11 protein-coding genes are annotated in these 14828 nt (G+C 56.0%); all 11 read left to right on the forward strand.

Going from position 1 to position 14828, the window contains the following annotated elements:
- Positions 1-7 precede the first annotated feature (7 nt).
- The 11 genes from ACFOTD_RS31945 to ACFOTD_RS31995 all read left to right on the forward strand — a co-directional run bounded on the left by ACFOTD_RS31945 (position 8) and on the right by ACFOTD_RS31995 (position 14562).
- Positions 8-976: an ABC transporter substrate-binding protein gene (locus tag ACFOTD_RS31945; protein WP_378124038.1), complete on the forward strand. Its 969-nt coding sequence runs from the start codon at positions 8-10 to the stop codon at positions 974-976.
- Positions 973-1971 (forward strand): FecCD family ABC transporter permease, encoded by a 999-nt coding sequence (locus ACFOTD_RS31950; protein ID WP_378124025.1) that lies wholly within the window; start codon positions 973-975, stop codon positions 1969-1971. Before ACFOTD_RS31945 ends, ACFOTD_RS31950 begins: the two co-directional genes overlap by 4 nt.
- Entirely contained in the window at positions 1968-3077 is a 1110-nt protein-coding gene (locus ACFOTD_RS31955; RefSeq protein ID WP_378124026.1) for an ATP-binding cassette domain-containing protein, read from the forward strand. The genes ACFOTD_RS31950 and ACFOTD_RS31955 overlap by 4 nt, the downstream gene beginning before the upstream one ends.
- A gap of 119 nt (positions 3078-3196) precedes the next feature.
- A complete protein-coding gene (gene isdG, locus ACFOTD_RS31960) occupies positions 3197-3532 on the forward strand; it encodes a heme oxygenase (protein ID WP_378124027.1) in 336 nt (111 codons plus the stop codon).
- 162 nt (positions 3533-3694) lie between these two features.
- Positions 3695-5416, forward strand: coding sequence for a sensor histidine kinase (locus ACFOTD_RS31965; protein ID WP_378124028.1), 1722 nt, complete (start codon positions 3695-3697; stop codon positions 5414-5416).
- A gap of 1 nt (position 5417) precedes the next feature.
- Complete coding sequence (locus ACFOTD_RS31970; RefSeq protein ID WP_378124029.1) at positions 5418-6998, forward strand: response regulator transcription factor; 1581 nt, start codon at positions 5418-5420, stop codon at positions 6996-6998.
- A gap of 263 nt (positions 6999-7261) precedes the next feature.
- Entirely contained in the window at positions 7262-8800 is a 1539-nt protein-coding gene (locus ACFOTD_RS31975) for an ABC transporter substrate-binding protein (RefSeq protein WP_378124030.1), read from the forward strand.
- A gap of 167 nt (positions 8801-8967) precedes the next feature.
- Entirely contained in the window at positions 8968-9789 is an 822-nt protein-coding gene (locus tag ACFOTD_RS31980) for an ABC transporter permease (protein WP_378124031.1), read from the forward strand.
- A gap of 19 nt (positions 9790-9808) precedes the next feature.
- Positions 9809-10696, forward strand: coding sequence for a carbohydrate ABC transporter permease (locus ACFOTD_RS31985; RefSeq protein WP_378124032.1), 888 nt, complete (start codon positions 9809-9811; stop codon positions 10694-10696).
- 20 nt (positions 10697-10716) lie between these two features.
- A complete protein-coding gene (locus ACFOTD_RS31990) occupies positions 10717-12876 on the forward strand; it encodes a glycoside hydrolase family 3 N-terminal domain-containing protein (RefSeq protein WP_378124034.1) in 2160 nt (719 codons plus the stop codon).
- 102 nt (positions 12877-12978) lie between these two features.
- A complete protein-coding gene (locus ACFOTD_RS31995; protein WP_378124036.1) occupies positions 12979-14562 on the forward strand; it encodes an extracellular solute-binding protein in 1584 nt (527 codons plus the stop codon).
- Positions 14563-14828: the final 266 nt, after the last annotated feature.

Below are 14828 nucleotides of genomic sequence, written 5' to 3' on the forward strand. Positions count from 1 at the left end.
GGCGTTCATGCTGGCGATTCCGCTTGCGCTGGCAGGCTGCGGCGGACAGCCGCAGCAGGCAGCAACGGCGGCAGCCGCCGGCCAAGGAAAGCTGGTCGTCACGGACTTTGCCGGGCGGGAGGTCGCGCTAAAAGGCGTGCCCCAGCGCATCGTGACCCTCGGCAACGGCGAGACGGACATCGTTTACGCGCTCGGGGGCCAGGTGGCGGGGCGTCCGGATTCGGACGTGCCGCTCCCGTACGAGGGCGCGGAGCAAGCTGCCCGTATCGGCACGGCGCACGAAGTCGATCTGGAGCGGATCGCGCTGCTGCATCCGGACGTCGTGCTCGGCAACGATCCGATGAACGTCAAGGATATTCCGACGCTCGAAGGCATCGGCGCCAAGATGGTGCTGACCAGCGCCAACTCCATCGACGAGATCGAGCGGCAGATCAAGCTCATCGGGCAGCTGCTCGAGCGCTCGTCGCGGGCCGACGAGCTGATCGCGGGCATCGAAGAGAAGCGGACCGCGCTCGCCTCGAAGGCGGAGGCGGGCCGGCCGCGGGCGCTGCTCGTCTACGGCGCGCCAGGCACGTTCATGGCGGCGCTGCCCACCTCGCTCGGGGGCAATCTGCTCGAGGCCGCGGGCGGCTACAACATCGCTTCGGATTACCCGCGGCTGCAGAGCTATCCGCAGTACGCGCAGCTGAACGCGGAGCGGATCGTCGATTCCGACCCCGAAGTCATCTTTATCATGACGCACGGCAATCCGGAAGAAGTCGCGGACAGCTTCGTCGCCGAGATGCGCAAAAACGCGGCCTGGAATAACGTTGCCGCCGTGCGCGCCGACCGCGTGGAGGTGCTGCCGGCCGCGCTGTTCGGCACGAATCCCGGCACGCGCGTCGTCGAAGCGCTGGAGCTGCTCCGAGGGAAGCTGGACGCCTACGCCGCTGAGTTATCAGGCACAGCTGTCGCAGGCCAAGGCGGTTCGACATGAGCAAAGCGGACCGGACGCGCAGAAGGCGGATCGTCGTGCCGCTGGCGCCATTGCTGCTGTTGGCCGGCATCGTATTCGGCCTGGCGGTCGGCTCGGTGCCGATTCCGCTGCATGATATTTTTAATATTTTGATGGGCAGCTCGCACTCGCAATACGAGGTCATCCTGATGGACGTCCGGCTGCCGCGCGTGCTCGTGGGCGTGCTCGTCGGCGCCTGCCTGGCCGCTTCCGGCGCGCTGCTGCAGGGAATCATGCGCAACCCGCTGGCCGATCCCGGCATCATCGGCGTCTCCGCCGGCGGCGGCCTTGCGGCGGTCGTAACGCTCGTTCTGCTCCCGCAGCTCAGCTATCTGTTGCCTCCGGCGGCATTCGCCGGCTCGCTGGTCGCGGCGCTGCTCATTTATTCGCTGTCGTGGGACAACGGCACTTCGCCGGTCAAGATCGTGCTGGCGGGCGTCGCGGTGAGCGCGCTGCTCGGCGCGGTCATGAACGGCATCATGGTCGTGCACAGCGACCGGATCCAGGCGGTCATCCCGTGGCTGGCCGGCGGGCTGAACGGACGCAGCTGGCATCATCTGTCCTTCATGCTGCCCTATGCGCTCGCCGGGCTCGCGCTGACCATGCCGGCGATCAAGCCGGCCAACGTGCTTATGCTGGGCGACAAGACCGCCAGGCTTCTCGGCCAGCGGGTCGAGCTGCAGCGGCTGCTGCTGCTCGCGCTCGCGGCGCTGCTCGCCGGTACGGCCGTCAGCGTGGCAGGACTCGTCGGCTTCGTTGGTCTCGTCGTGCCGCATGCTGTCCGCCTGCTCATCGGCGACGACTACCGCTATCTGATGCCGGTATCGATCGCCGGCGGCGGCGCGCTGGTCGTCATCGCGGATACGATCGCCCGTACCTGGTTCGATCCGGCGGAGATGCCGGTCGGCATCCTGCTCGCCTGCATCGGCGCGCCGTTTTTTCTCTATTTGCTGCGTAAAAGGAGCGGGGTGCGATGAAGGCTATCGAGACGAAGGCGCTTCGCTTCGAAGCGGAGCCGTATTGTCAGCTTGAGGTGGATGCCGCCGTGCTGGAAGGCAAAGTGACGGCGATCGTCGGCCCGAACGGCTCGGGCAAGTCGACGCTGCTTAACCTGATCGCCGGCCTGTTGAAGCCGGCCGGCGGCACGGTCATCGTCAATGGCCGGCCGGCCGCCGACTACACGCGGCCGGCGTTCGCGACGACGCTGGCGATGCTGCCGCAGTCGCGCGAGGCGCTGCCCGAGCTGACGGTTCGCGAGCTGGTCGCCTTCGGCCGGACGCCGCGGCTCGGCCGGTTCAGGCAGCGGCTCGGCGAAGAGGACGAGCGGGAGATCGATTGGGCGCTCCGGCAGATGAGCATGCGGAGCTACGAGGACCGCATGGTCCATACGTTGTCCGGCGGCGAGCGCCAGAAGGCGCTGATCGCGATGGCGCTCGCCCAGAAGACGGGCATCCTGCTGCTCGACGAGCCGACGACTTATCTGGATATCGCGCATCAGCTCGAGCTGATGCGCGTGCTGAAGAAGCTGAACAGAGAGGCGGGCCTGACGATCGTGATGGTGCTGCACGATCTGCAGCAGGCGGCGGCCTTCTGCGACGAGCTGATCGCGATCAAGGCGGGGACGATTGCGGCCCGCGGCGCACCGAGCAGCGTCATCACGTCCGCCTTCCTCCGCGAGGTCTACGAGATCGAGGCCGAGGTGCGCTTCGACGAGCCCTACCCGCTGATCATCCCGCTGCCCGAGCCGATCGCCGAAGAGGAAGCGGTCATGGTGGCGACGGATACGTACCGGGTGGCCAGCGGCGAAGGCGAGCGGTTGGTTGCGTACTGGAGCGCCCGCGCCGACCTGGCCGCCATGCCCGGCTTCCTCGGCATGGAACTGCTGCAGTCGGAGAAGAAGTCGGTAGGCGACGAGATCTCGGTTATCACGCGCTGGCGGACGGCTGCCGATGCCGATGCATGGCGCGAGGGGGCAGCCGGTTATGCGGCGGACGCCGCTTTTCCCGCAGAGATTGCGATCCGATCGCACGAGTCCTCTCTCCGGCTGGTCAAAGTGCGCCGCATGCCCTTTCAGCGAAGATAAGTCGGGACTTTTGCCCGCGTTTGTAATTTGTTGTTCATGCGCCATTCACACTTGGAACTTACATTTATAGCAGGAATGCGCGGTGCATAACGCTGAACATTTAAAGGGAGGAAAAAATAATGGTTATCGTAACGAACGTATCTCATATCACGAAGGGCAACGGCGACAAGCTGATCGAGCGCTTCAACAAAGTCGGCAAGGTGGAAGGCATGGACGGCTTCCTCGGACTCGAGGTCATGCTGACCGAAAATACGAAGGAATACGACGAAGTCACCGTCAGCACCCGCTGGGAGAACAAGGAATCCTTCCAAAATTGGACGAAAAGCGAAGCCTTCCGGGAATCGCACAGCCACCGCGAAAAGCCGGAATACATCATTTCCAACAAGATCAATTTTTACGAGGTCAAAGTCGTCAGACAGCCACTGCCGGAAGCGCCCCAGGCGTCCGCTTCCTGAGCTTGGGAACCGTGACCAATCGAATCGACGAAAGCGAAGCCCGGCCTGCGCCGGGCTTTTTTGCCGTCGCCGTTCAAGCCCGCCGCACCGATTAATGATTGACACGGTTGTGCGCTTATATAATGATAAGTGGACACAATCCGACAAGACGGTGATCGCAACGTGATAAAGAGACTGCATCTCTCTTCCAAGAAGCAAGTCGTACTCATTATGATGATCTTCATCATTCCGCTCATCTTGCTGCTGACCGTTTATAACGTGTATGTCGTCAGGGTGCTGAACGACAAAATTGAGCAGACGAATCGCAATTCGGTACTGCTGTACCAGAACGCGTTCGAGAAGAACCTCGGCAATGCCGACGTGTTCATGTCCAATTTGGTGTCGAGCGATTTCAGTTTTCTGAAGCTGATGTTCGAGCTGGATCCGATCGACCTGCAAGTTTACGCGCAAGACCTCATGACGAAGTATCAGGGTTACTTCCATACGAACGAAAATATTGGCGGCATGTTCGTGTATTCGAAGGCGAATAACCTTTTCTATAAAACGTACAGTAAAAATTATTCTCACGTCGTGCGCGAAGGCGCCGAAAGCTATCTGAAAAGCGTTTTTCAGACGGAAGAAAACTACCGGTCGAGAGGCTGGTTCCCTCACGAGATCGACGGCAAATATTATTTGTTCCGCATACTAGGCAGCCGGGATACATTCGCCGTCAGCATGATCGACTTCGACAACGTGGCCGTCCCGCAAAACTTCAGCCAGAACCAGGGAGACGGATTTTTCGCCTTCGCCAACCGGGACGGCATCCCCCTGACCTCTATCGACGAGATCCGGCAAAAAGGCATAATCATCCGCGGAAATACCGACTCCTACTATCTTTCCGGCAGCACCCAGAAATATTTTATCGTCCAAAATTACTCCGCTTCGACCCGGTTGAATTATATTTATATCATGCCGCACCGCGGGTTCATGTTTTATTTGGACACGGTACAGATCGCTTTCCTGGTCGGCTCGGTTTTTATTTTATTGTTGATGTTCATCTCGTTCCTGCTGCTGGAACGTTCATATTTCAAGCCGCTCGCACGCATGATATCGACTATGAAAAAAGTCAAAAAAGGCAACTGGAGCGCCATCATGAGCACGAGCTACGGCGTCAGCGAATTCAGGCTGCTGAGCCAAACGTTTAACGAGATGATGACAGAAATCAAAGATTTGAAAATCGAAAGCTATGAGAAAGAAATGAAAAAGCAGCAGGCGGAGCTTCAGTTTCTCCAGATTCAGATCAAGCCGCATTTTTACTTGAACGTCCTCAAAAATTTGTTCGGCATCGCGGAGCAGCGCAAATACGATCAAATTCAGGAGATGATCCTGCTGCTGTCGCGGCATTTGCGCTATATGTTCCAGGAGAACGACTCGCTCGTTCCGCTTGCAAGCGAGATCTCCAACGTGCAAAATTATGTTCAATTGCAGCAGATGAGCGCCGCGCACGAGCTGGTTTGCAAAGCGATCGTGGACGAGCGATTGACGGAATTTCCAATTCCGCCGCTCTCGATCCTGACGTTCGTCGAGAACGCGATCAAGCATGCGGTCTCGATCCGCAAGCAGCTTCAAATCTCGATTAAAGCCGGACTGCTCGAAAATGGCGAAGAAAAATACGTCAATATTACGATTAAAGACAATGGAGCGGGTTTTTCGGACGATATGCTTGCCCGGCTGAACGATCCGGACCGCTATTCTTCGAAATCGCATGTCGGCATTTTGAACGTGATCCGCAGATGCCACGTGATTTATCAAGGCAAAAGCACGTTTTTGTTCAGTACCTCGGGCGGAGCGTGCATCGATATTTTCATTCCATTTCGCATGAATGAAGCGAAGGGGGAGCTATGACGTGATCGTACTCATCGTTGATGATCAGACGCAAGTGGTGAACGGGTTGTTTTTCGGCATCGATTGGGCGAAGATCGGCGTGAAGGAAGTGCTGAAGGCTTACAATGCTTACGAAGCCCGCGAGCTGCTGGGCAGCCGGCCGATCGACATTCTCTTGTGCGATATCGAAATGCCGGCGGAAAGCGGTCTGAGCTTGTACCAGTGGACCCGCGATAAAAATATCGATATCGAATGCATTTTCCTGACGGCCCATGCAGATTTCGGTTACGCGAAAACGGCGATGCAGCTGGGCGGTTTCGATTATATTCTCCAGCCGGCGCGCTACGAGACGATCGAGGCTACGATAATCAAAGCGATGCAAAAAATCAACCTGAAAAACGAAACGAAAAAATATTACGCGTACGGCAAGCTGTTTCAGCAAAACAAGGAAATACTGCTCGATAATATTATCAAGGACTGGATTTTTCTCCGGAAAAAAGATACGGCGCGCTTGTGCCAGGATCTGAAGCAGATCCACGTTTCCCTGGATCCGAATGACGACGTCTATCTGGCGGCTGCGGAAGTGTTCCGCATGAAGGAATCGATGGAGTCCTGGCGCCACGGCCTGCTCAAATTTTCGATCGGCAATATCGTCAACGAGCTGTTTGCGCATTACGGACAGCAGGTGCTGGTCGTTCAGATCGAGGAAGAACGCTTCTTGTTTATCGTGTACTCGCCCGATCGGAAGCTGATCGACCAAGAAGGCGTCGCACGGCAGCTGAACAAGCTCATCGAGGTGTACCGCGCCTATTACGGCTGCGACTTGGCTTGCTATACCGGACCGAAAGCAGGCATGCCGGAAACGTCCGAACAGGCTGCGCTGCTCCTCGGGATGATGCAGAACAACGTCTCTATGACGAGCAAGGTATTCCACTTAAACGATCGCGCCGAGCAGCCGCCCGCTTCGAATCCGATCCCGAACATGCGAATTTGGAGCAAGCTGCTCGAGCAGGGCGATACGGAAGTCGTCCGCGACCAAGCCTTCGAATCGTTGAATCGGCTGGCCGTCGAAGGGAAGATTAACGCGGCGTTTTTAAAGAGGTTTTACCAGCAGTTCATGCAGATGCTGTACACGACCGCGGAAACGATGGACATTCGGCTCGAGCGGATCTTCGAGGACGAGAGCAGTCTGGAAAAAGGGCTGAACTCGTACGCGAACGTGGACGACATGAAGGAACTGATCGTGTATACGACGCGGTTTTTCAGACAGTTTCCCGATTCCCAAAAAGAAATAAAAAACCAGGTCGACGTCGTCATTCAATACATCCGCGATCATATCGACCAAGATATCCGGCGCACGGATATCGCGCGCGAAGTGTATTTGAATCCGAATTACCTTTCCCGGTTATTCAAGTCCGAGACGGGTATGTCGCTCAAAGAATTTATCGTGATCGAAAAAATGAAGCTTGCGCAAGCGATGCTGAAGTCGACCAAGCTGCCGATCAGCATTATCGCCATGAAGGTCGGCTATGCGAACTTTTCCCACTTTTCGCAGGTTTATAAAAAAACCTGGAACGTCACGCCTGCCGAGGATCGCCAATAATGATAATGCGGGATGCCCTCCATCGGCTTGCGAGCCTGTCGGAGGGTATTCGTTTTAAATCGAATCCGTTACAAATGAATCGAATGCGTCACAAATCAAACAGTGGAAAGTTACATTTTCGATAATGGCGGCCGAGCAGGCGACGGACAGGATTAAAAGTGACAATGACCGTTACAAGTTCAGTAGAGCCTTAGTCCTGCCTGCGGCTAAGATATAGATGTGCTTCATTACTCAGTTAAAGGGTCGAAGGGAGTCTACAGGAAATGAAACAGAAAAGAAAATTGGCTTTGCTCTCGGTTTTAACTTTGTCGACGGCGTTAATGTCCGCATGCGGAAATAACGGCAATAACGACAACGGCAATGCCGGCGCGAGCGCAAGCGCGGCACCGTCCCAAAGCGCCAAGGCGTCCGCCGGCGCGTCTTCGGAAAAACCGTATACCGTCGATCTTATGATGGTAGGCGACGGCAAAGAAGAGGACATTAAAGCGGTAGAAGAAGCGATCGACAAGATTGCGGAGCCGCTGATCAACGTCGACGTCAACATTACGCGCGTCGGCTTCGGTTCCTTCCAGCAGCAGGCGAATCTCGCGCTATCCTCCGGCGAAAAGATGGACCTTTTCGTCACCTTTGCGCTCGACATCAACACGCTCGCGAACAGCGGCCAGATTCTCCCGATGACGAAGCTGCTCGAAAGCCACGGTCAGGACATCCTGAAAAATCTGAGCGAAGGCGATCGCCGCGCGGTATCGATCAACAACGAAATCTACACGATACCGACCGCGAAGGAAAAAGCGACGAATTACGGCTTCATCATGCGCAAGGATATCGCCGACGAGATCGGCGCAAAGCCCGAGGACGTAACGAACCTCGACCAGCTGGAGACGATCATGGCCAAAGCGAAGGAAAAGCATCCGGACATGTATCCGATCGGTCTGGACTTCACGAATGTCTATCGTCCGAATACGGAAGACAACCTGGGCACCGGCGCAGGCATCATCGACGCCATGGGCGAAAGCACGAAAGTCGTCAACATGGTCGAGACGGACAGCTACAAAGACTTTATCGACCATATGTACAAGTGGTCGAAGAACGGCCTGGTCATGCCTGACGCGCCCAACAACTCCGAGAGCCGCGTCAGCCTGCTCAAAGCCGGCAAAGTCATGGGCGGCTTCAGCGGCCTCAATCCGGGCAACGTTGACGACATCGCGAAGCAAGTAGGCCAAGCGTTCACCGTGTTCCCGCTGACGAAGCCGTTCTCCGTTACGGGCCACGTATCCGGCATGGGCTGGTCGCTCGCGAGCGGCAGCGAAAATCCGGAAAAAGCGATCGCGTTCCTGAACCTGGCGCATACGAACCCCGACATTTCGAATCTGCTCGTGTACGGCGTCAAGGACCGGAACTATGTGATGGTGGACGAGGCAAAGGGTGTCATCGATTATCCGCAAGGCGTGGACGCGAGCAACACAGGATGGATGTCGCTGCCGTGGGCAACGCCGAACGCTGCGATCGGTTACATCTGGAAAGGCGAGCCGGAGGACAAGTGGACGTATCTGGAAGAATACAACAAATCTGCGCACCAATCTCCGGCGAAGGGCTTCCGCTTCGACCCCGAGAGCGTAGCGAACGAAATCACGATGGTGAGCAACGTAGACGCGAAGTACGCGCTGGCGCTGGAGACGGGCACGCTGGATCCTGCAAAAACGCTTCCTAAGTATATGGACGAGCTGAAGAAGGCGGGCGTCGACAAGATCATCGCCGAAAAGCAAAAGCAATTCGACGCTTGGCTGGCCGCAAATAAATAATCCTGCTTGGATAGGATAGGAACGGTGGAGGAGACCATGAAACTGGAAACAACGATGAATCCATCCTTGGCGAAAAAAAAAAGATAAATAAATTCCTCGGCTTTATTCCGCTCTACCTGATGCTCATTCCGGGATGTATTTATATCTTTATTAATAATTACATCCCGATGAGCGGTCTCATCATCGCCTTCAAGAAGGTCAACTACCGGATCGGGATCTGGAAAAGCCCTTGGGTCGGATTGAAAAATTTCGAGTTTTTGTTCAAGACGAACGAAGCCTGGACAATAACCCGCAATACGATCCTGTACAACCTCACCTTTATCGTCCTCGGCACCGTCATTGCGGTCGGGGTGGCCATGCTGCTCAACCAGATTCGCCGGGATTCGGCGAGAAAGTCTTATCAGACCGTCATCTTGCTTCCTCACTTGATCTCGATCGTCGTCGTGAGCTATCTCGTTTTCGCCTTCCTGAGCTCGGAATCGGGCTTCGTGAACAACAGCATCCTGGAGCCCCTCGGGCTTCATCCGATCTCCTGGTATTCGGCCGCGAAATACTGGCCCTATATCATCGTCATCGTGGCCATTTGGAAATCGTTCGGCTACAGCTGCATCATTTATTACGCGACGCTGGTCGGCATCGACAAGTCCTATTACGAAGCCGCGGTGATCGACGGGGCGAGCCGCTGGAAGCAGATGAAGCACATTACGCTTCCCGGACTCAAGTCCATTATCGTCATCCTGACGCTGATGAGCATCAGTAAAATCTTTTATTCCGATTTCGGGCTATTCTATCAGATTCCGATGAACAGCGGCGCTTTGATCGATGCGACGAATACGATCGATACGTACGTGTACCGGGGACTGACGAAGCTGAACAACGTCGGAATGGCATCGGCCGCCGGATTTTACCAATCGATCGTCGGGTTTCTCCTCGTAATCATAGCGAACTATATCGTCAAAAAAATAGATGAAGACAGCGCCTTGTTTTAGCGGAACGGAGTGATGGGGCTTGGTAGATAACAATAAAGGCTTTCAGGTATTTGCGCATGTCATGATGACTTTGTTGGCTTTGTTTTGTTTGCTTCCCTTCGTGCTTCTTATCGTCTCGTCCATTACGGACGAAAAAGCGCTGATCCATAACGGGTACTCGTTTATTCCCGCGTCGCTCGATTTCTCGGCTTACAAATTTCTGCTGGGCGATTCCAACTCGATCGTCAAAGCATACGGCGTTACCGTCCTTGTCACGGTGATCGGGACGGCGACGAACCTCGTCCTGACGACGCTGATGGCGTATCCGTTGTCGAGAAGGGAACTGCCCGGAAGGAACGTTTTCTCGTTTTTCATTTTCTTCACGATGCTGTTCAACGGCGGTCTCGTGCCGTCGTATATCATGTGGACGCAATACTTCGAGATTAAAAATACAATATGGGCCCTGATCGTTCCGGGGATGCTGCTTTCGGCGTTCAACGTCATCATGATGCGCACGTACATTATGACGAGCATACCCGGCGAAGTCGTCGAAGCCGCGAAAATCGACGGAGCGGGCGAGTCGCAGACGTTAATCAGAGTCGTTCTGCCGATGTCCATGCCGATCATGGCGACGCTTGGCTTGCTCGTGGGCCTGTCCTATTGGAACGACTGGCTGAACGGTTTGTATTTTGTTACGGACGAGAAGCTGTTCAGCATTCAGGTGCTCTTGAACAAAATGCTGCTGGACGTCCAGTTTTTAATGAGCAGCGCCTCTACCGGTCTCGGCAGCGGCTTGTCCGCAAGCCTGCCGTCCACGGCGATGAAAATGGCCGTAGCGGTTCTTGGCATTTTGCCGATCATGGCCGTATATCCGTTCTTTCAGCGGTTTTTCGTTAAAGGCGTCACCGTAGGCGCGGTTAAAGGTTAAGCATGGAAGGCAGTGAAGTTGTGACAAAACCGTTTATCCTCGACTTGGTAAAGCGCATGTCGTTACGGGAAAAAGCCGCGCAATTGACGCAATTGACGCCGCTCTATTTCGGACTTGACGACGATGTGGACGTCACGGGACCGCTCGGAGAAAAAAAGTTGAACGCCGAAGACATCAAGCATATCGGCAGCGTGCTCGGCGTCTATGACGCGGCCAAGTTCATGAAGCTTCAACGCAAGCATTTGCAGGAAAACCCGTACGGCATTCCGCTGCTGAACATGTGCGACGTGACGCACGGCTTGCGCACGATCTTTCCGATTCCGCTTGCGATGGCATGCAGCTGGGATATGGAAGCCGTGCGGCAAAGCGCGGTCGTGGCGGCGAGAGAAAGCGCCTACATGGGCATCCATATCACCTATTCGCCGATGGGGGATGTAGTTCGAGATCCCAGATGGGGGAGAGTGATGGAGTCTCCCGGGGAGGATACGCATCTGGGCAGCCGGTTCGTCGAGCAGATGATCGCGGGCTATCAAGGAGACGATCCGCGGCAGCCGGAACGGGTCGGCGTTTGTTTCAAGCATTTGGCGGGCTACGGGGCTGCCGAAGGCGGCAGGGATTACAACACCGTAGATCTTTCCAGGGGCGTTTTACGTGAATATCATCTGCCGATCTATTATGCGGCGGTATGCGCCGGTGCGGTCATGGCGATGACCTCCTTTAATACGATCGAGCGCGTGCCGGCGACGGTCAACCGATGGCTGCTGCGGGACGTATTAAGAGGGGAATGGGGGTTCGACGGCGTCGTCGTCTCCGACTTCAATGCCGTGGACGAAGTCATCGCGCACGGCGTCGCGGCGGACGGCAGAGAAGCGGCGGCCAAGAGCGTCGCGGCAGGTCTCGATATCGAAATGATGTCCACGCATTACCTGAACGAGCTGGACAAGCTGGTCGCCGCGAATCAGGCGGACGAGGCGCGAATCGACGAATCGGTCATCCGCGTGCTGGAGCTGAAGGACAATCTCGGCCTGTTCGACAATCCTTATAAAGACTGCGACCCGATCAAATCGGAGGAAGTGAACCTGTGCCCGACGCACCGGCAGGCGGCCAGAGAAGTCGCGCGCAAATCGATCGTGCTGCTGAAAAACGACGACGGCGTTCTTCCTTTGTCCAAACGCGGAACGATCGGATTAGTCGGTCCCTTCGCCGAATCAACCAAGGTGCTCGGGGGATGGTGGGCGCTCGGTCAAGAGGAGGAGTGGGTGTCGCTCAATGAAGGCTTGAGAAAGGCGGCCCCCCGACTCGAAATTCTGGCGGCCATGACGGGCGAACTGGCGCGAACCAGAAACGGAGGCGACGTGGCAGACGAGGTTGCGTACGCGCTGTACAAGCTGCACCCGTGCGATACGGTGCTTGTCGCCGTCGGCGAGCATCCAGAGGACACCGGCGAGGCTTGCAGCAAAACGAGCCTGCAGCTATCTTCAAATCAAAGAAAGCTCATCCAGGCGTTATCCGAAGCGGGCAAGAAAATCATTACGATAATTTTTAGCGGAAGGCCTTTAGAGCTTGCAGAAGTTCATGCGCGCTCTCATGCCGTCGTGCAAGCCTGGTTCCTCGGCAACGAATCCGGCAATGCGCTGGCAGATGTCCTGTTCGGGGACTATAATCCCTCCGGCAGATTGGCAATGAGCTTCCCACGATCCGTGGGGCAGATTCCCGTATACTACAACCGCTTGAACACGGGACGGCCGCAAAAGTCGGAAGCGGACCATGACTTTGTGTCCTGCTACCTGGATTCTGCCAATGCGCCGCTCTATCCGTTCGGATATGGCTTAAGCTACGCACGATTCGAATATTCAGGCTTGAAGCTTGCGGACGAGCAGTCGCTGACGGTCGCCGTGCAAGTTGAAAACATATCGGACGTTGACGGTATCGAAACGGTGCAATGGTACATTCGCGATATCGCTGCGAGCGTTAGTCGTCCGGTCAAGGAATTGAAGCATTTCGAGCAGGTATCGCTCTCTGCGGGCGAAAAAAAGACGCTTCATATGAAGCTCACCAACGAGATGCTTGCGTTTTATCCGGAAACCGGCTCCGAAAAGGCGTTCGAGCAGGGATTATTTGAAATCATGGCGGGCAGTCATAGCGAAAGCTTGACAAGCATAACGATCTTCCTCAAATAATTCCAGGCTCCAGTATTCATTCCATTCAAGAGGGCAACCGCCGGTTGTCCTTTTTGTCATGCGAACGTCTGATGTAAACTAGAGGAAGGAAGGGGGAAGGCGATGAAACGAACGAAAGGCGCATGGAGATTCGGTATCGCAGCCGCGGCAGTATTGCTGCTGGCCGCATGCAAAAATTACGGGCAGGAGCACGTCGTGCCTCCGCAGCCGGGAGCCTCCTCCCCGCAAGCAAGGCAAGGCGCAGCCGGCGACCCATCCGAAGATAATCGCATCGAACATGTCGATCTTCAATTTTATATGCTGGGCATCGCGCCGCCGGACATGCCGCTGATCCAAAAGGCCGTCAACGAGATGGCCGAAGCGGAGCTGAACGCATCCGTCGCCTTTAACTTCATCGCGTGGACGGACTACGATCTTAAGTACAAGCAGCTGCTGTCTTCGGGCCAGTCCGTCGATTTGCTGTTTACGGCCGACTGGGTGCAATATCAGACGTACGCCAAGCGAGGCGCTTTTATGCGGCTCGACGATCTGCTGCCCGCTGCGTCGCCGGAGCTGGCGCGCTTTATCCCCGAGGAGATGTGGGATGCGGTCCGGATCGACGGAAGCATTTATACCGTGCCGTCGACCTTCAAGGAATACGTGACCGGGGGCTTCGTATGGCGGGAGGACTTGCGCGAGAAATACGGACTGCCGAAGCCGGTCGATATCGCCACCTTCGAAGCGTATCTGGCGGGGATCAAGCGGCATGAGCCCGAGATCCAGCCGATCGCGATCGGCGCCGATGTGCAGAACGCGCTGGCTTTCTCGCAGCTGGACGTGACCCGGCATTCGATCGGCGCGATGCCGTACGGCATGCTGGCCACCTATGCGAACCCGGCGGATATCCGGTCGTATTGGGGATCCCCGGAGCAGCTGGCGGATCTCAAGCTGTTCAAGCGTTGGTCGGATCTCGGTTATTTTTCCGATAACGAACTGAATACGTCCGAGTTCAATCAAAACCGAATTATCGACGGCTCCGCCGCTGCGATGTTCGGCGACAACCTGATGCGCTACTATGAAGTGCAGAGCAATATGCAGGCCGCGCATCCGGACTGGCGGCTCGGCTACTATCCTTTTCCGATGGCCAAAGGCTATTCGACGCCGGTCCATCCGACGCACAACGGCTTCGCGATCCCCAAAAGCGCGAAGCATCCGGAGCGTGCGCTTGCCTTCTACGAGAAGCTGGTTACCGACGAGCGTTATAACCGCCTGACCGAATACGGGATCGAAGGCGTCCATTATTCGATCGAAGACGGCTACTATCGCATGATCGGAGATACGTCGAGCAATGGCTTCCCGCGCGAGGCGATGAACGGCTGGGCATGGCGCAATCCCGCGTATATGCTGTTCACGCCGGGCTACGACGAGATTCAGGCGACGTTCCGCGAGCTGGACCGGATTCAAAAGCCTGACGTCTACACCGGGTTCGTCGAAGACGATACGGCCTATCAAGCCGAGAAGGCTGCGCTGGATCGGGTGCAGAAGCTGTACTTGTACCCGCTGCTGGCCGGACGGGTGGACGACGTGGAAGCCGGACTGGCGACGTTCATGCGAGAAGCCGAGGAGGCGGGGCTCGACAAAGTGCAGGCGGCATATAAAACGCAGTGGCTGGCGTATTTGAAGGAGCTAGGTTTGGCCGGAAGCTGAGGATCCCAATAGGAATTCCAAGCATGCGATGTCTGCGATCGCATGCTTTTTTTGGATGTCGCCTGGTTGGCGGATCGAAGAAGCTGCAGATATACAGGTATTTTCTACCGACTCGAGACACCCGATCAAATACCTGCAAATGAAGTCAATTTCATAAACATTTTTTTCCAGTATAAATCCGAACTTTTAATACGAAATAGAATCTCTGAGATTCGGAAATAATCCCAAAACCGAACGTTATTCGCCAAATCTTATGAATAAGTTTG

This window comes from Cohnella sp. GCM10012308 (assembly GCF_042649185.1).
Lineage (GTDB): Bacteria > Bacillota > Bacilli > Paenibacillales > Paenibacillaceae > Cohnella.